This is a genomic window from Pseudomonas sp. 25 R 14 (genome assembly GCF_900004755.1).
Lineage (GTDB): Bacteria > Pseudomonadota > Gammaproteobacteria > Pseudomonadales > Pseudomonadaceae > Aquipseudomonas > Aquipseudomonas brenneri.
Window position 1 is genome coordinate 30,730 of the sequence record NZ_CVTS01000059.1, and the last position, 18,161, is coordinate 48,890.

Genomic DNA, 18,161 nt, shown 5'->3' on the forward strand with positions numbered 1-18,161 from the left:
GCTTTAGCGAGGCTGCGATGGCGGCGGCACAGGCAGCGAAGATGTCGCCTGATCCACCGCTATCGCAGCCTCGCCGGGGCTCGACAGCTCCCACCTTTGATCTTCATTCAGACTGAAATCCCGGATCCGCCGCCAATCCCTTGTGGGAGCTGTCGAGCTTTAGCGAGGCTGCGATGGCGGCGGCACAGGCAGCGAAGATGTCGCCTGATCCACCGCTATCGCAGCCTCGCCGGGGCTCGACAGCTCCCACATTGATCTTCATCCAGACTGAAATCCCGGGTCCACCACCAATCCCTTGTGGGAGCTGTCGAGCTTTAGCGAGGCTGCGATGGCGGTGGCACAGGCACAGCAGAACACGTAACCGTTTCGCGCTAAAGTCCAGTCTCACTGCTGTGACCCGAACGGAGTCCCGATGAGCCCCTCGATCGCGCTGCTGTATACCCGCACCCCCATGCTCGATATCGCTTACCAAGCCCATGGCCCTGCCGGGGGTGAAGTGGTGATTCTGCTGCACGGTTTCCCCTATGACCCTCGCGCTTACGATGCCATCGCGCCGGTGCTGGCCGAGGCCGGTTATCGCGTGCTGGTGCCTTACCTGCGCGGCTATGGCCCGACCCGCTTTGCCCACGCCCAGGTGATGCGCTCCGGCCAGCAGGCGGCGCTGGCCAAGGACCTGCTGGACTTCATGGATGCCCTGTCCATCGGCCAGGCCGCCCTCGTCGGTTATGACTGGGGCGGGCGCGCCGCGTGTATTGTCGCGGCGCTTTGGCCTGAGCGGGTACGCTGCCTGGTCACGGGTGACGGCTACAACATTCAAGATATCGCCAGGTCCATCCAGCCACGCGCGCCGCTCACCGAGCATCGGTTGTGGTACCAGTTCTACTTCCACACCCAACGGGGCGTCGATGGCCTGACGGCCAACCGCCGTGAGTTGTGCAAATTGCTGTGGTCGCTCTGGTCGCCCTCCTGGGCCGAGGGGCCAAGCCTTTACCCGCAGACCGCGCCATCGTTTGATAACCCGGACTTTGTCGACGTGGTGATCCACTCCTATCGCCATCGTTTCATGTATGCCGAGGGTGATCCGGCGCTGGAGCCGATTGAACAGGCGTTAGTGCAGCCGCCGCCGATCTCGGTGCCGAGTATTTCGCTGTGCGGTGCCGACGACGGTGTCGGCCCGGCGCCGGAGGTGGATGACGATGTGGGGAATTTCAGCGGATTCTATCGGCGCCGGGTGCTCGCCGGGGTGGGCCACAACATTCCCCAGGAAGCACCGCAGGCCACGCTTGACGCACTGTTTGAATTACTTGGGCAGACTCAGGCTGGCGCCGAAAACCGCTCGCGGTAAAGCTGCGGGCTGATCGACAAGGCTCGGACAAAACTGCGGCGCATGGTTTCTTCGCTGCCAAAGCCACATTGCACAGCGATGCGCTTGATCGCCACGGCGCTGTCGGCCAGTTGCCGGCGTGCGGTTTCCACGCGGATCAGTTCCACCGCCCGCGCCGGGGTCTGGCCGGTTTCGGCGCGGTAGTGGCGCACGAAGCTGCGCTCGCTCATGCCGCACGCAGCCGCCAGGGTCGGGATGTTCAAGTCCAGGTGCAAGTGCTCGGCAATCCACGCATGCAATTCGCTGAAACGGTTGTCGCCCTTTTGCAGGGACAAGGTGACGCTGAACTGCGACTGCCCACCGGGGCGTTTGAGAAACACCACCAGGTGCCGCGCCACTTCCAGGGCGACCGCTCGGCCCAGGTCCTCCTCCACCAGGGCCAGGCACAAATCGATGCCGGCCGTGACCCCCGCCGAGGTCCAGAGCGCCCCCTGCTGGATAAAGATCGGGTTGGCTTCGACCTGCAGCCTGGGATATTTGCGCGCCAGTTCCTCACAACGCGTCCAGTGGGTCACGACACGGCAGCCGTCCAACAAGCCGCTGGCGGCCAGCAGGAAGGCACCGGTGCACACCGAGGTCATGCGCCGCGCCTGCGTGGCTTTTTGCCGGACCCACTCCACCAGGGCCGGATCCTCGGCCGCGCCATACACGCCCCAGCCACCGGCGATCACCAGGGTGTCGCAGGGCGTCTCGGCGGCTGGCAACGGCGCGGCCAGCAGGGCCAGACCGGCGGATGTCATCACCGGTTCGTCCTGGGCAGCAATCACGTTGACCGCATAGGGCCGCGGCAAGCCTTGCTGGCGCGCCAAGTCGTTGGCCGTGGCAAACACTTGCAGGGGCCCGGTGACGTCGAGTACCTGCACGTTGGGAAAAGCGAGCACATGGATGATTTTCGACATGATTGGCGTGATTCGTGGGCTCAATGGCGTATGCGCCAAAGCCTAGGCCACTAGAGTGAAGCCGTCCATCCCCTCTTCTGGAGTTTCACCATGACCTTGCAGATCGGCTTTGTGTTGTTCCCCGGCATCCAGCAACTGGACCTCACCGGCCCTTACGACGTGCTGGCGTCATTGCCGGATGTGAAGCTGCACCTGATCTGGAAAGACCTGGCGCCAATCACCTCCAGCACCGGGTTGGTACTCACGCCGACCCTCACTTATGACACCTGCCCGGTGCTGGACGTGGTCTGCGTGCCGGGTGGCTCGGGGGTGGGAGCGCTGATGGAAGATGAGCCGACCCTGGACTTTCTGCGGGCACAATCCCAGACCGCACGCTATGTGACGTCGGTGTGTACCGGCTCGCTGGTACTGGGCGCGGCAGGCTTGCTGCGTGGGCGGCGCGCCACCACACACTGGGCCTATCACGACATGCTGGCCACCCTGGGCGCGACGCCAGTGCAGGAGCGTGTGGTACGCGACGGCAATCTGTTTAGCGGCGGTGGCATCACGGCGGGAATCGATTTTGCCCTGACCCTGGCCGCCGAGTTGTACAGCGAGGCCGCTGCGCAACTGGTGCAATTGCAGCTCGAATATGCACCGGCCCCGCCCTTCAATGCCGGCCGACCAGACACCGCGCCACGGCATGTGCTGGACGAGGCCAACAAACGCACGGCCGAATCACGCAAGACCCGTGGCGAAATCGCCGCACGGGCGGCGGCGCGGCTGGGCTGAGGACCAGCGCATTCCCCATGTGGGAGCAAGCCCGCTCCCACAGGAGAATTGCTACACAGTGCGCGGCATCAACGCCAGGCGCACGGCCAACACCGTCAACACCGTGGCCAGCCCCCATTTTTGCAACACTGCAGTCTTTTCACTGCTGGCGAAAAATCGGCTGATCGCCCCGCCAAAAATCCCCAGCACCGCGTGAAAAACCCCCGCAATCAACGTCAGGAGCAGCCCCAGCTGCACCAACTGCAGGGCAATGGGGCCGGCCTCGGGCTTGACGAACTGCGGCAGGAACACCATGAAAAACAACAGCGCCTTGGGGTTGAGCAAGCTGTTGAGCATGGCGCGCATAAACACCCCACCCAGGCGTACCCGCTCCACCCGAGCGGTGTCCAGGGACGGTTTTTTCTGCAGGGTCTTGAACGCCAGCCACAGCAGGTAGACCACACCGGCATAGCGAATCAGATCAAAGGCCGGGGGCCAACTGGCAACCAGGGCCGTGACGCCAGTAGCCGTCAATGCGGTCAGCAGCAGGTCCGCCACCCCGATCCCCAGGCCGGCCGCCACCCCACCACGCCAGCCGTAGCTCACGCCATGACTGATGACAAAGGCCATGTTCGGCCCAGGCGACAGCAACAGCAGCAGCACGGAGCCAGAGAAAACCGCCAGGGTTGCGAGATCGATCATGCTCAACTCATCCGCCAGGGAAAACCGTAGATTAGTCCTACCTCAGCCACCGATACCAGAGAAGGCGAGAACGACGCCTATTCGCCGGCAATTCCGCGCCTACAGTTCTAGATTCAGCCCACATCTTTCCTACACTCCGTCAAAAAATTGATTTCCCTCCCCGCAGGTAAATTCCCATTTTTGTTCCTACACTCCAAAAAGCCATCACTCATTCTCGATAAATCTGATAGCCACAGCAAAATATGTCAACAAACCGTCACAACAAGAGTATCTTATGAGAAATGACGGCAGACAACTTGAAAAAAGTCAAAACCTTGACGAGAAATTCAAAAGGAGCCATCATTTAGACATTACTTTGCAAATGCCTGCGCTAGACAGGTCATTGCGCGTTACCCAGTGAAAGCAGTCGTTCGCCTTGCGCCGCTTATAAAGCAGAACTGCCTTATGGATGAGCAAACGAACAGGGAAGTCCTGGTGGTGTATTGAGGGATGATTTATGCGTGAGAAGTCGTCAGTCGACAGCCTGTTTCTGACTCGTACCGGCTTTGTTGAGTTTTTTGTGGTTTTCGTCAAATTACTCCACGGCCTGACGGCGGTCCTGCCGGCGATGATCCTGTTGTTCTATCCGGATCCGGTGGACCCGCAAATGCGTAGCCACTACCTTGGCCTGCTGCTGTTCTTTGCGATCCTGACCATCATTCTGTTCCAGGCCCTGGGGGTGTACTCCGAGGATCTGTTCAGCAACCGCCTGCGTTTTCGCATCATGTTGACCGCCTGGATTTCCGCGTTTTGCATCCTGCTGTTCATGTACCAGATCCTGCTGCTGTTTCCGCAGTTGAGCCCGCGCAACCTGATGTTCTGGTTTTCCTTGAGCCTGATCCTGTTTGGCGTGGAGCGCATCCTGATGCTGCGCCTCTACCGCAACCTGATGAAGAACGGCAAGTTCCTGCAGCGCACGGTGATCCTCGGCTTTACCGACACCGCCGTCCATGTGGCCGAACACCTGTCACGCAACAGTGATATCCGCTCCGGCCTGATCGGTTTTATCGACGACCGCACCGAACGCATTCCCAAGGAGTTGAGCAACCTGCCATTGCTGGGCAACACCCGCGACCTGGAAAAGCTGATCCGCTCCGAGCAGGTCAATCAGGTGATGATTACCCTGCCCTGGGCCGCCGAGCAGCGTATCAACGGGCTGGTCAAGCGCCTGCGGCAGATGTCGGTGAACGTCATGCTGGTGCCGGACATGGCCGCCCTGCGCTATGGCCATAACCGCATCACCGATGTCGGCGGCATCCTGATGTTCAACACCTCGCAGTTACCGCTGCGTGGCTGGTCACCGTTTATCAAGCGCTGCGAAGACCTGCTGCTGGCCAGTGCCGGCCTGTTGTTGCTGTCGCCGATCATGCTGGTGACCGCCCTGGCCATCAAACTCGACTCAAAAGGCCCGGTGCTGTTCCGGCAGAAGCGCTTTGGCTACAACGACAACCTGATCCGTGTCTTCAAGTTCCGCTCGATGTACGTCGAGCAGACCGACGTCAATGCCGAATGCCAGACCACCCGCCTCGACCCGCGCATCACTCGGGTCGGGCGCATCATTCGCAAGACCAGCATCGACGAGCTGCCGCAACTGTTCAACGTACTGCTGGGCAACATGTCGATGGTCGGCCCGCGTCCCCACGCCACCGCCACCAAGGCGGCCGGGATTCCTTTCGAGGAAGCGGTCAACGAATACAGCTCGCGCCACCGGGTCAAGCCGGGCATCACCGGCTGGGCCCAGATCAATGGCTACCGCGGTGAAACCGACACCCTGTTCAAGATCCAGAAACGGGTCGAATACGACCTGGAATACATCGCCAAATGGTCGGTGTGGTTTGACCTGTACATCGTTTTCATGACGGTCCCGGCCGTCCTTTCCACCAAGGAAGTTTATTGATGAACACCCTCAACGGATTGATTCCGTGCATCATTTCCGGTGGCTCGGGCACGCGGCTGTGGCCGGTTTCGCGGCAGAACATGCCCAAGCCGTTCATGCGCATGCGCGACGACCAGAGCCTGTTGCAGAAAACCTTCCTGCGCGCCAGCCACCTGCCGGGGGTCGACAGCGTGCTGACAGTGACCAACCGCGACCTGCTGTTTCGCACCCTCGATGATTACCGCGCAGTCAATCAGGCCCAACTGGGCCTGGATTTATTGCTGGAGCCGTTCGGCCGCAACACGGCTGCCGCCATCGCCGTCGCCGCCTTGCATGTGCAAGAGTTTTTCGGCGGCGACGCGCAGTTGCTGGTGATGCCTGCCGACCACCTGATCCTCGATGAAAGCGCCTTCGCCCAGGCCGTGGCCCAGGCCCGCGAATTGGCCGAAGCGGGTTATCTGGTGACCTTCGGCATCCAGCCCGACCGCCCCGAGACCGGCTTTGGCTACATCGAACAAGGCACGGCCCTGGCGCAAGGATTCCGCGTCCAGCGGTTCGTGGAGAAACCCGACCTGGCCACCGCCCAAGGCTACCTGGACGGCGGCAAGCACCTGTGGAATGCCGGGATGTTCTGCTTCAAGGCCGCCACTGTGCTCGACGAACTGGCGACCCACGCCCCCGCGGTGCTGGACGCGGCCAGAGCGGCGCTGGAGCACAGCACCAGCCTGCAGAACAGCAGCAGCCGCCAGCGTGAACTGAGCCCGCAAGGGTTTGGCACCGCGCCGGACATTTCCATCGACGTGGCCCTGATGGAGAAATCCGCCCAGGTCGCCGTGGTGCCCTGTGATATTGGCTGGAGCGATATCGGCTCCTGGGAAGCCCTGCGCCAACTGACCCCCAGTGACGACAACGGCAACCAGATCAATGGCGAAGCGATCCTGCACGACGTGCACAACTGCTACATCGACTCGCCCAAGCGTGTCCTGGGTGCAGTCGGGGTGCGCGACCTGATCATCGTCGACACCCCCGATGCCCTGCTGATTGCCGACGCCAATCGCAGCCAGGACGTACGCCATATCGTCGCCGAGCTCAAGCGCCAGAACCATCCGGCATTCAGCCTGCACCGCACCGTCACCCGGCCCTGGGGCACTTACACGGTGCTGGAGGAAAGCACTCGCTTCAAGATCAAGCGCATCGTGGTCAAGCCCAAGGGCTCGCTGTCTTTGCAGATGCACCACCATCGCAGCGAACACTGGGTAGTGGTCAGCGGCGCGGCAATGATCACCAATGGCGAGCGCGAGATCCTGCTCAACATGAACGAGTCCACCTATATTCCCGCCGGGCACAAACACCGCCTGACCAACCCCGGCATCATCGACCTGGTGATGATTGAGGTGCAGAGCGGCGAATACCTGGGTGAAGACGACATCGTGCGCTTCGACGATATCTACGGCCGTGCGCCCGCCAGCGAGCCCCAGCCCTGATGCGTACCTCCCTGATCATCCCGACCCGCAACGCTGCCAGCCACCTCGACCGCTTGCTGCCGGCGCTGCGCATGCAGACCGTGCAACCCGACGAGATGCTGGTGGTCGATAGCGCATCGAGCGATGACACCGTGGCGCGCTTTCGCGAGTTCGGCGCGCGTGTCGAAGTGATCGATGCCCGCGACTTCAACCACGGCGGCACCCGGCGCTGGGCCAGCGAGCAAGTGGGTGGCGACGCCCTGATCGTGATGACCCAGGACGCGATCCCGGCCGAACCCGAGACGTTCGCCAAGCTGCTCGAAGAGCTGCAACTGGACCCTCTCAACGGCGTCGCCTATGGCCGCCAGCTGCCGCACCCCGGCGCGGGTGTGCTGGGCGCGCAGTCGCGGCACTTCAATTACCCGGCCCACAGCCGCAGCAAAAGCCTGGCCGATGCACCGCAGTTGGGGATCAAGACCTGCTTCAGTTCCGACTCGTTCTCCGTGTACCGACGCAGCGCCCTGCAGGCCGTGGGCGGGTTCCCGGCCGATGTGATCGGCAGCGAGGACGCCTACGTCGCCGCGCGCATGCTGCTGGCCGGGTGGAAGGTGCAGTACGCGGCCAGCGCCCGGGTCTATCACTCCCACGATTACCGCCTGATGGACGAGTTTCACCGCTACTTCGACATTGGTGTGTTCTACGGCCGCGAGCCATGGATCCGCCAGGCGTTTGGCGACGCCGGCGGTGAAGGTAAACGCTATGTACTGGCCGAATTACGTGCCTTGCGCGAGGCCAACGCCTTGCACCGCGCCCCCGAAGTGGTGGTGCGCAGTGCCTTTAAATTGCTGGGCTATCGCCTCGGCCACCTTGAACGCTACTTGCCCAACGCGCTCAAGCAGCGCCTGGGCATGTTTTCCACCTACTGGACTTGAGCCGTCATGAAGACTACCAACCGACGTTCCCGTCTTACCCTGTTCAGCCTGTTGAGTGCCTCGATCTGGCTGGCTGGTTGTTCGACCCCCGCGCGGGTGCCGCTTCCTGATAACAACACGCTCAAGGCCGGGCATCAGGCCGCGTTGGGCCTGGCCGACCTGCCCCCGCCGCAGGTGCTGATCCAGAGCGGTGACTTGCTGCGCATCGTGCGTGATGCCCAGGAGCCTGCAGCGGCCGACGACATGACGGTGTTCGTTGTGCGGCCTGACGGTGTGATCTCGATCCCCAATATTGGTCGAGTCAAGGCGGCGTTGCGCACACCTGAAGACCTGGGCAAGGAAATCACCGACAAGTACAAGCGCATCTACCGCGAGCCGGCAGTGACGGTGAACATCGCCAGCGCCCCGAGCAACAAGGTGTTTATCGGCGGTGCGGTGCCGAACCCGGCGTTTTTCGACCTGGCGGGCAACGTCAGTGTGGAACAGGCCCTGCTCAGTTCCGGCGGTGTATTGGCCTCGGCCGACAGCTCCAACGTTGCCCTGCTGCGTACCGGTGCCGATGGCAAGTACAAGATGTACTTCATCAACCTGGAAAGCATGCTGACCAACCCCAACCACCCACGGGTAGCGTTGCAGCGCGGTGATTTGATCTACGTGCCGCAATCGACGATCGGCGCCACGGTGGAAGCGGTGGATATGTACTTCACTCGCCTGTTCCCGATCAACAAGGGGATTGGCGTGGGCTTGAACTACGACCTCAACGACAGCGGCGTGAAGAACAGCGGCAACACCATCTACAACAACCCCGTCATCAACGCAGGCCAATGATTATGGACCAGGCTTCGTATCACTCGAACCGACTGTTCCCGTCTGGCGTACACCACATATTCAATGGAGTGATCCTGTGATCGAAATCCGCTCTCTACGCGACCTCTTGCGGCTGTTTTTCATCTTCCGCCGCGAATTCAAACTGGCCGTGATCACCACGATTGTGGTGGCCGTGTTGGGTGCCTTCCTGTTGCCGGCGCGCTATGAGTCCGACGCGCGCCTGCTGGTCAAGCCAGGACGGGACAACACTACGCTACCGATCGAAGCCGCCAACCGCCAGACGCTGATTGCGCCGAGCACCCAGCACGACCCGATTGTCGACGAAGAAAAAATGCTCACCGGCCGCCCAATCGTGCATATCGTTGCCGAACGCTACCTGGCGATGACGTCCGAGCCGCCACAGGGCTTCTGGAAAGTCACTAAGTTCTACGTCAAGAAAGCCGCCGGTGAAGTGCTCGATGCCGTGCGCAGCGTCCTGCAATTCATCGGCCTTGCCGAGAAGCAAAGCCCGCTGGAACGCCTGGCAACCAAACTGGAGAAAAACTTCGAGGCCGGCCACGAACCAGGCTCTTCGGTGATCGAGATTTCCTTCACCTGGGATGATCCGGTCATCGCCCAGAAAGTCGTCGAGACCTGGGTCGATGCTTACCTGGAGGAGCGCGCACGGATTCTCGGGCGCAAGAGCCTGCACACCTTCTATGAAGCCGAGCGCACCAAGGTCGCCACCAATATCCAGGGGCTCAAGGATGAACTGCAGGGCCGCTTGAAGCAGATCGACTCGATCAGCGTGGACGCGCGCCTGAAAAACCTGACCAACCAGATCGACCGCGTCACCGACGCCAAGGTCACCGCGCAAAACCAGATCGCGGGGATCCGCAGCTTCCTGGCCAACGCCAGCCAGCAGATCAAGAACCAGCCGGCCGAAGTGGTGACGGGCCGGGAAACCAGCCTCAACCCCACTCAGCTTGACCTCAAGCGCCAGCTCAATGCCTTGCAAGTCGAACGCGCGCGCCTGCTGCGCACCTACCTGCCCGGCACGCCGCAGGTCAACCAGATCGAGCAGAACATCCGCGACATGCAAGACCTCAGCGCCCAGGAAGCGACCCGCCTGGAACGCTCGCAAAACACCGCGCCCAACAGCCTGGTAATCAACGTCAAGCAGCAGATCATCGACGCCCAGTTGCAAGAGCGCAAACTGGCCGGGGAAATCGAGAACTACGACAAGACCCTCGCCGAACTGCGCGCCCAGCGTGACCAGGCGATGACCGATGAACCCGAACTGAACAAGCTGACCCAGCAACTGCGCACCGCCGAGAAAAGCTATGCGCTGTACTCGGAAAACCTTGAACAGGCACGCATCGACCATGAACTGGACAGCAGCCAGATCAGCAACATTGCCCTGATCGAACACGCCACCCTCAACCCGGCGCGCGTGTTTCCCAAGAGCCTGCTGATTCTGCTGTTCACCATTCCTGCCGGCCTGGCTGTCGGTTTGCTGACCATTTACGTGCTGTACCTGCTGGACCAGCGTATCCACGATGGCGCGCGGTTGCAGGAAGTGTTCGGTATCCCGCTGTGGAGCAGCATCCCCGATGTGCAACACGCCACACCGGCAGCCCTCACCGCCAGCATCTATCGCCTGTACAGCCTGCTGCCCGCCGAGCGCATCGCCAGCGAGGGCTTTGCCCTGGGCCTGACGTCGGCACGGCATGGCGAAGGCGTGAGCTTTATCATCGAGCAACTCAAGCGCCTGCTGGAAGAGCGCGGGCACCGGGTCTCGGTCAACGGCAGCGAAGCCGCAAAGCCAGGTGAAGTGCTGCTGTTGGACGCGTCTGCCCTGTCGTCCAACCCGCAGGCGTTCCTTACCCTGCGCCGCGCCGACCAGATCGTGCTGGTCATCGAAGCCCGCACCAGCACCGTGCCGACCATCGAGAACGCTCTGTCGTTGCTGACCACCGCGTTTGGCAAAGTCGACGGGATGATCCTCAACCGCCGCCGCTTCGAAGTGCCGGCCAATGTCCTGGCGCGGATCAACAGCTGGCGCGGTGCGGCCTGATGCGCATTGCGTTGCTGGCGCCGCTGCCACCGGAACAGACCGGGATCGCCGACTACGCTGCGCACTTGCGCAGCGCGTTGCGTGAACTGGGCCTGGAAGTGCTGACGCCGCTGGAAGGCTGCCAGGACCTGGCGGAGCAATTACGCCGCCTGCAAGCCTTTGACTGGCGCAGCGTGGACCTGGTCCATGCCGAACTGGGTGGCGGGCGTTTTGGTGAGTTCCAGGCCCTGGACTATTTGCGCCGGGCCCAGCCGCAGTTACCGCTGACCGCCACCGTGCATGACCCGGAGCGCCTGATCTGGCGCCGGGCCAAGCTGTTTTTCCCGCTGACCCTGCTTGAACGCCTGCCCCACCCGCTGCCCCAGGCGGCGGCGTTGCTGGCCGATCCATTGACCCTTCACGAAGAGCGGCGCCTGGCCAAAAGCATGCGCCGCCTGATTACCCTCACCCGCCTGGGTGGCGACTGCCTGCGCCAGCGCATGGGCCTGAATCCCGGACAAGTGGCAGTGATTGCCCACGGCAACCTGCCCATCGCTCCCGTGGCCTTGCCGCCGCTGCAACCGCTGCGCCTGCTGTATTTCGGCTTTATCTACCGGGGCAAGGGCATCGAGGATCTGCTACAGGCCCTGGCCCGCTCCCTGACCGCCCATCCACAATGCCGTGGCCAGGTACGCCTGACCCTCGCCGGGGGCACCGCGCCGGAGATGACGTTCGACCCGGCCGGCAACTACCTCGATGGCCTGCGCCAACTGATCGCCACCCTGCAACTGGGCGATGTGGTGGACTGGCAACTGGACCTGCCCTCAGCCGAGATTCCCCACACGATCCAGGCCCACCATGTGATGGTGTTGCCGTACCGCGAATCGAAAAAACTCGGTTTTCTCGGCCAGATGCGCGGCACCAGCGGTGCGCTATCCTGGGCCAACGCCTGCGGGCGCGGGGTGATTACTTCCAATGCCCGCGCCTTCGCCGAAGAAGTTGCCGGGGGCAATGGCATCACCTACCAACAGGGCGATATCGACTCGTTGAGCGCTGCCCTGGACCGCCTGATCCTCGACCCACAACAAGCCCGTCAATGGGCCGACCACGCTGCCGACATCGGCCGCCAGCGCCAGTGGTCCAGCACCGCCCAACGCTTTGCCGAGTTGTTCCAGGCCGCAGTCAAGGAGCCTTTGTGATGAACATTTCGCCTACTCGTCGGATGTGGCGCTACCTGCCGCTGGTGATTGCGCTGGCCGTTGGCGGCGCGCTGCTGCTCAGTGAAAACGTCGACGCGGAGCCGGTGAACCTGGCGCCCCAACGCACCGTGCAATGGCGCGAGTTTTTGGGGGTGAACGCGCACTTTTTGTGGTTCAAGCCCGAGCAGTACCAAAAACAGATCCGCCAATACCAGAAACTGGGATTGGACTGGGTGCGCGTCGACCTGCATTGGGACCGCCTGGAACCCAAGGAAGAAGACTATCAACTGAGCACCTTCGATGAACTGGACCGCACCCTGACCGCCGAGAAAATCCGTTCGGTGTTCTACCTGGTGGGCTCGGCGCCGTTTATCACCACCGCCCCCAGGGGCGCGGACTTCCAGGACCAGTACCGCCCACGGGATGCCAGCGTGTATGCCCTGCGCCTGGCATTGCTGGCCAAGCGCTACCCGAATATCGACGCCTGGCAGGTGTGGAACGAACAGAACCTACCGAACAACTGGCGCCCGCAAGTCAACGCCGAGGAATACGCGCGCTTGCTGCTGGCCAGTCATCAAGCCTTGAACGTTGCCGCACCGGACAAGATCCAGGTGATGGGGGGCATGGCGTACTACAGCCAGATGCCGCCGCGTGGCAAGACCTTGATGTTCGAGGCCCTCGGCGCGCTGGGCGTACAAAGCCTGGGCATGGTGGCGGCGTATCACCCGTATTCGATGACCCCGGAAACCGACGAGCCGGGCAAGAACGAAGTACTGCTGCGCGGTGACCAGCTCAATGCGGTGCTGCACGGTGCCGGGGTCAAGGATGTCTGGGCCACCGAGTGGGGCTGGTCCAGCTACAGCGGGCCCAAGGAAATGCAGGACCTGATCGGTATCGACGGCCAGGCCGACTTCACCTTGCGGCGCCTGGCGCTGATGGCGTCCCAGGACTACCAGAAGATTTTCCTGTTTGCCCTGTCCGACCTGGATGAACGCGCGTCCGTGCGCGACCAGCACTATGGCCTGCTGGACCTCAACGGCGAACCCAAGCCGGTGTACAGCGCCCTCGCCCGCTTCCTCGAAATCACCGGCCCGACCCTCAAGCCCGGCGCCACGCCGGTGCTCAAGGATGTACCGAAAACCTTGTACAGCGTGGCCTGGACCCGCGACGACGGCAAACGCCTGTTGATGTACTGGAGTGCCGAAGGCACCAGCATCACCTTGCCCGAGGTCAAAAACGCCGAACTGCTGGACCCGCTGACCGGCGCCCGGCAAACCCTTAACGACTACAACGGCATTCGCCCTGCGGTGAAACCGACGTTACAGATCTTGGTGTGGTAGCACGCCCAGGCATGGAGAGCTGCACGTGAGAATCCTGTGGATTGTGCCCTATCTGCCGTGGCCGATGACCAGCGGCGGCAAGACCCGGCAATACCATTTGCTGCGCACCTTGAGTGAGCGCGGGCATCGCATCACCTTGTTGGTGCAATCGAAAACCCCGGCCGATGCCGCCAGTCACGCCGCCCTTGAACCCTTGCTCGAACGCCTGATCGTGGTCCCGCGCCGGCCACTGAAACACCCCCTGACCCTGCTCGCCGGGGTGTTTGCGCCCTGGCCGCTGCTGACCACGATCAATGGCCTGTCGGCCCCGTTGCAGGCACGCTTTGCCCAACTGCTGAACGAAACCTGGGATGTGATCCAGGTGGAACACAGCTACAGCCTGCAACCGTACTTGCACACCTTGCAGCAGCAATCGCGGGACTTCGTGCTCACCGAGCACAACCTGGAATCGAGCCTGGGCGGCGCCACCTATGACCGCTTTCCAAAGTGGGCCGCACCGTTCGTGCGCTATGACCAATGGCGTTGCCGGAAATGGGAGCGCAAGGCGTTTGATGCAGCGTGCCATGTGGTCGCCGTGACCCAGGCCGATGCCAAGGCCATCGGCCAATTGACTGCGACCCCCGTGAGCGTGGTGGTCAATGGGGTCGACAGTCGCGCTTTCAGCACAGTCAGCGCCGACCCGCAGGGCCAGCGCCTGTTGTTTGTGGGCAACTACGAATACGCGCCGAACCTCGACGCGGTGCAGTGGCTGCTCGACGAAATCTTCCCCCGGGTCTGGTTGCAGTGCCCCGGCGCCCGCCTGGCCGTCGCCGGCTACGGCTTGCCAGAGCATTGGCGCGAGCGTTGGCCGGACGAACGCATTGAATGGCAGGGTTTTGTCCCCGACCTGAGCGCCTTGCAGCGTCGCTGCGCAGGCTTTGTCGCCGCCCTGCGCCATGGCGGCGGCTCCAAACTCAAAGTGCTGGAGGCCATGGCCGCCGGCCTGCCGTTGGTGAGCACCGCCCAGGGCGTGTCCGGCCTGGCGGTTGAGGCGCAGGCGCACTATCTGGCCGGCGAAAGCGCCGAGGCCCTGGCGGATGGGGTTGTGCGCCTGCTGGACGAACCGGCGCTGGCCCGCCAATTGGCCGATGCCGCGCGTGACTACGCGCGCAACTATCACGACTGGGCGGTGGCCGGTAACGAACTGGAGCAGATCTACCGCACCTTGCCGACCCATCAGGAGCCCCAAGCATGCGCGTAGCCCTGGATTACCGCCCCGCCACGGTCGCGCCTTCGTCGGGCATCGCCCGTCAGGTCCTGGCCCTGGAACACGCCTTGCGCGCCCGGGACGCCACTGAAGTGGTGCTGTTGACCGAGGCACCACTGGATCATCCGCAGCGCGAAACAGCGGTTTGCCCGGCCTGGGCCAGCCCATTGGAAGGCCTGCAGCGCCCCCAGGTGCGCTGGCGTTTCGAGCGCGCTTTCTTGCCCCGGGCGATCCACGCACAGCGGATCGACCTGTACATCGCCACGGCCAACATGGGCTTGCCCTTGTGCCGCAAACCCGCCGGTACCCGCTATGTACTGGTACTGCACGACCTGTTTCAACTGACCCACCGCAACTTCCATCGCTCCAGACTCAAGGCCCTGGCCTATCGCTTGATCGATGGCGCGTCGATTGCCTGGTCGGTGTGGCAGGCAGATCGCGTGTGGTGCCCCTCGCAATTCTCGTGCGATGAAGCGGCGCGCCTGTTCCCCTGGGCGCGGGCCAAGTTCCGGGTGTTGAATAACCTGGTGCCGGAGTTTACCGAGGCCCCAGAACCACTGCCCGAGGGTTTGCCGGCACGCTACTGGTTGGTGGTGGGCACCCGCGAGCCCCGCAAGAACATGACGTTTTTCCTTGAGCAGTGGCAAGCCAGTCGCGCCAAGGACCCGAACGTGCCGGACCTGGTACTGGTCGGCCACGCCAGCGATGTGCCGGCCACCCTCGGCGAGTTGCCTGGCCTGCATTGGCGCAGCGGTTTGTCCGACGGCCAGTTGCAGGCGCTCTACCGGCATGCCGCTTACCTGTGGCAGCCTTCCTATGCCGAAGGCTTTGGCTTGCCGGTGGTGGAAGCGTTGAGTGTCGGCACGAAGGTTGCGGTCGCCCGTGGCTCGGCCCTGGATGAAGTGGCGCCCCCCACGGCGCCGCGTTTTGCGCCCCACGACGCTGCGCAACTGCAAACATTGATGGTGTCACTGGCTGCACCTGGGGCCACGGTCGACCCCGAACTGCAACGCACATGGGCCCGGCAATTTGCCGAACCGGCCTATCGCCTGCGCCTGGATAAATTGCTCAAGGAAATGGATCGCTAATGCTGCCAGGAAAACTCGTTAGTCTGCTCCTGGGCCTGGTCTTCGGGGGCTTGCTGCTGGCGTTGTCGCCGATGAAGGTCTTTATGATCGTGGCCGGCGTTGGCGTGGCACTGACCCTGATCCGCAAGCCGCTGTGGGGCCTGCTGATCTTTGCCGTCTTAGCCACCAGTATTCCCTACACCACCTTGCAACTGGGGATCCGCACCACCATCAGCGAAGCGGTGCTGGGCCTGACCTGGGCCGGGGTGTTCTGGCAATCGTTTATCGGCAAGACCCGTGGTTTCATGGTCTGGCGCCCCACCGAACGGGCACTGATGTGGCTGATGCTGTTCAGCACCATTCCGTTTATCTGGGGCATGATCATCATCCACGCCGAGGGCAACGGGCCGGTGAACTGGGTACGCTGGCTGATGAACCTGTCGTTGCTGTTTATCGTGCCGCTGCTGCTGCGCACCGATGCCGACCGCGACAAGGTGGTGGTCGCCCTGCTGCTGGGTAACCTGGCGATGCTGTTGTTGTCGATCTTCATGTTCCTCAAGACGCGCAATGCAATGTCGATGATCGACATCCTCACCGACCTCAAGTACGCCCACCCCGAGGCGGTGAAAGATATTTTCTCGGCCAACTACAAGCGCATGGCCTCGCCTTGGGTCCACCCGAACCTGACCGGCGGCGTGCTGGTGCTGTTTATCCCACTGGCGCTGTTCTACGGCTGGACCCGCACTGGCTGGCGCCGCGCCCTGGGCCTGGCGGTGGCGGTGCTCGGTTGCGCCGGCCTGCTGCTGAGTATCTCCCGGGGCGCGATTGTGGCCCTGGCACTGATCCTGATCTGGCTGACCTACAAGCGTGTGCCGCACAGCGGCCGCATCATCGGTATCGGCGTCGCCTTTGTGATTGCCCTGGTGATGTTCTATCCGCCGTTGCAGGACCGTTTGATGACGATGTTCTCGACCACCAACGCCAGTACCGAGATTCGCTTCGATGAGTACGCCGGATTCCCCGACGTGATGGCCAAGTACCCGCTAGGCATCGGCTTCAAGATCGACCCACCGGTGCCGGGCAGCAACCTGCTGGGGATTTCCAACCTGTGGCTGAACTTCATCTACAAGATCGGCATTCCCGGGATGCTGCTGTTTATCGCCGTCACCGTGTTGTGGTGGCGCGAAGTGCGGCCGCTGGGCTCGGTGCGCAAAGTCACCGCCGACAACGCACTGTGGCTGGGCTGCGTGTGCGGTGTACTGGCAGCCTTGCTGACCGGGATATTCGACCACTACTTCAGCTTCACCTTTGTATTGATCGCGCTGTTCTGGCTGTTGATGGGCATCAGCCTGCAACAGGTGCGCCTGAACCCGACCGTGACCGACTCTGCTCCTGTTTCCGTGCCAAAGGATGACCGACCATGAAACATCGCACTATTCACTCCCCCGACCTGCGTGAGCGCCTGCCCGCCCTGGCCAGCGAACTCGGTGTGAGCCTGGAAGACTTGCAAGATGGCCTGGCCTGGTGCCTGGCCAACGAGGTGGTTTTTGAAGAAGGCGAAGGCAGCAACAAACTCTTCTGGATGACCTCCTTCGACGTGGAACCGACCATTGGTCATCCGGTGGCACGCCGCTTGTTCCATCGCATGAAACAGGATATCCCGGCGCAGTTCCTGCCGATCTATGGCAAGAACTGGGCAACCCTCAAGGACCGCTGGCGCAGTGCCTGGGACATGGCCTACAACATCCTGATCAACAAGATCCCCAGCCACCATATTCGCGTGGGCTGGCTGCGCCTGGGCGGTGCGAAGATCGGCAAGGGCACCAGCCTGTGGCGCAATACCGAAGTGCTGGGCATCCATAACCTGGTGGTCGGCGATGACACAGTGATCGGCTGGCATTGCCAGGTGGATGCGCGCTCTGGCCTGGTGATCGGCAACCATGTGGCGATTGCCTCCCATGTGCTGATCATCGCCGGCAGCCATGACTTACAGGCGCCGGAGTTCTGGTCGATTTCCGGGGCGATCTATATCGACGACTACGTGTGGATTGGCAGCCGTGCGCTGATCGGCTTTGGCACCCACCTGTGCGAGGGTTCGGTGGTCACCGCCAATACCGTGGTGGCCAAAACCGTCGCGCCATACAAAATTGTCGGTGGCACCGGCGCCAAGGTCATGGGCGAACGCGTTCGCGGGCTGAACTACAAGGTGGGTGGCAAGGGCCTGTTCACCCTGTTGCACTGATGTTTGGCAGCACCCTGTGGCTGACCCTGGCGACCCTCGCCGGGCTGGTGGCCGGTTTTGCCCGGGAATGGCTGCTGGTCGCGGCCTGGGGGGCGGGCAGCCGCAGCGACGGGTTTCTGGTCGCGGTATTCCTGCCCGAAGCGCTGCGCATGACCCTGG

Annotated in this window: 15 protein-coding genes and 1 pseudogene; 14 read left to right on the top strand and 2 right to left on the bottom strand. The window is 62.6% G+C overall.

What is annotated here, in order from left to right; translation table 11 throughout:
- Positions 1–412 precede the first annotated feature (412 nt).
- The gene (locus BFQ03_RS21190) at positions 413–1,345 is read left to right on the top strand and encodes an alpha/beta fold hydrolase (protein WP_065943971.1); all 933 of its coding nucleotides are present in this window, start codon (positions 413–415) and stop codon (positions 1,343–1,345) included.
- Here BFQ03_RS21190 and BFQ03_RS21195 read toward each other — a convergent pair.
- Entirely contained in the window at positions 1,315–2,283 is a 969-nt protein-coding gene (locus BFQ03_RS21195) for a GlxA family transcriptional regulator (protein ID WP_065943972.1), read from the bottom strand. The genes BFQ03_RS21190 and BFQ03_RS21195 overlap by 31 nt on opposite strands.
- A gap of 90 nt (positions 2,284–2,373) precedes the next feature.
- Between BFQ03_RS21195 and inhA the strand changes: the two genes are divergently transcribed.
- A complete protein-coding gene (gene inhA / locus BFQ03_RS21200; protein WP_032858487.1) occupies positions 2,374–3,054 on the top strand; it encodes an isonitrile hydratase in 681 nt (226 codons plus the stop codon).
- Positions 3,055–3,105: 51 nt separating this feature from the next.
- Here the strand turns inward: inhA and BFQ03_RS21205 are convergent, their stop codons facing one another.
- Entirely contained in the window at positions 3,106–3,735 is a 630-nt protein-coding gene (locus tag BFQ03_RS21205; protein WP_032858486.1) for a LysE family translocator, read from the bottom strand.
- A 496-nt stretch (positions 3,736–4,231) separates the two neighbouring features.
- Between BFQ03_RS21205 and BFQ03_RS21210 the strand changes: the two genes are divergently transcribed.
- The 12 genes and pseudogenes from BFQ03_RS21210 to BFQ03_RS29960 all read left to right on the top strand — a co-directional run.
- The gene (locus BFQ03_RS21210; RefSeq protein ID WP_032858484.1) at positions 4,232–5,671 is read left to right on the top strand and encodes an undecaprenyl-phosphate glucose phosphotransferase; all 1,440 of its coding nucleotides are present in this window, start codon (positions 4,232–4,234) and stop codon (positions 5,669–5,671) included.
- Positions 5,671–7,134 carry a mannose-1-phosphate guanylyltransferase/mannose-6-phosphate isomerase gene (locus BFQ03_RS21215; protein ID WP_065943973.1) on the top strand — a complete coding sequence of 488 codons (1,464 nt, stop codon included), beginning with the start codon at positions 5,671–5,673 and terminating at the stop codon, positions 7,132–7,134. Before BFQ03_RS21210 ends, BFQ03_RS21215 begins: the two co-directional genes overlap by 1 nt.
- Positions 7,134–8,045: a glycosyltransferase family 2 protein gene (locus BFQ03_RS21220; RefSeq protein WP_065943974.1), complete on the top strand. Its 912-nt coding sequence runs from the start codon at positions 7,134–7,136 to the stop codon at positions 8,043–8,045. Before BFQ03_RS21215 ends, BFQ03_RS21220 begins: the two co-directional genes overlap by 1 nt.
- 6 nt (positions 8,046–8,051) lie before the next feature.
- Positions 8,052–8,873: a polysaccharide biosynthesis/export family protein gene (locus tag BFQ03_RS21225; protein ID WP_032858479.1), complete on the top strand. Its 822-nt coding sequence runs from the start codon at positions 8,052–8,054 to the stop codon at positions 8,871–8,873.
- Between the two features lie 76 nt (positions 8,874–8,949).
- Entirely contained in the window at positions 8,950–10,929 is a 1,980-nt protein-coding gene (locus tag BFQ03_RS21230) for a GumC family protein (protein WP_065943975.1), read from the top strand.
- Positions 10,929–12,107 (top strand): glycosyltransferase, encoded by a 1,179-nt coding sequence (locus BFQ03_RS21235; protein ID WP_065943976.1) that lies wholly within the window; start codon positions 10,929–10,931, stop codon positions 12,105–12,107. The genes BFQ03_RS21230 and BFQ03_RS21235 overlap by 1 nt, the downstream gene beginning before the upstream one ends.
- Complete coding sequence (locus BFQ03_RS21240) at positions 12,107–13,447, top strand: glycoside hydrolase 5 family protein (RefSeq protein ID WP_065943977.1); 1,341 nt, start codon at positions 12,107–12,109, stop codon at positions 13,445–13,447. The genes BFQ03_RS21235 and BFQ03_RS21240 overlap by 1 nt, the downstream gene beginning before the upstream one ends.
- A 25-nt stretch (positions 13,448–13,472) precedes the next feature.
- Positions 13,473–14,687: a glycosyltransferase family 4 protein gene (locus tag BFQ03_RS21245; RefSeq protein ID WP_065943978.1), complete on the top strand. Its 1,215-nt coding sequence runs from the start codon at positions 13,473–13,475 to the stop codon at positions 14,685–14,687.
- The gene (locus tag BFQ03_RS21250; protein ID WP_065943979.1) at positions 14,678–15,781 is read left to right on the top strand and encodes a glycosyltransferase family 4 protein; all 1,104 of its coding nucleotides are present in this window, start codon (positions 14,678–14,680) and stop codon (positions 15,779–15,781) included. Before BFQ03_RS21245 ends, BFQ03_RS21250 begins: the two co-directional genes overlap by 10 nt.
- Positions 15,781–17,184, top strand: a complete 1,404-nt coding sequence (locus tag BFQ03_RS21255) for an O-antigen ligase family protein (protein WP_032858472.1) — start codon at positions 15,781–15,783, stop codon at positions 17,182–17,184. Before BFQ03_RS21250 ends, BFQ03_RS21255 begins: the two co-directional genes overlap by 1 nt.
- Entirely contained in the window at positions 17,181–18,002 is an 822-nt protein-coding gene (locus BFQ03_RS21260; RefSeq protein ID WP_032858470.1) for an acyltransferase, read from the top strand. Before BFQ03_RS21255 ends, BFQ03_RS21260 begins: the two co-directional genes overlap by 4 nt.
- Positions 18,002–18,161 (top strand): annotated as a pseudogene (locus tag BFQ03_RS29960) (murein biosynthesis integral membrane protein MurJ); the annotation flags it as partial. The gene BFQ03_RS21260 and the pseudogene BFQ03_RS29960, both read left to right, overlap by 1 nt.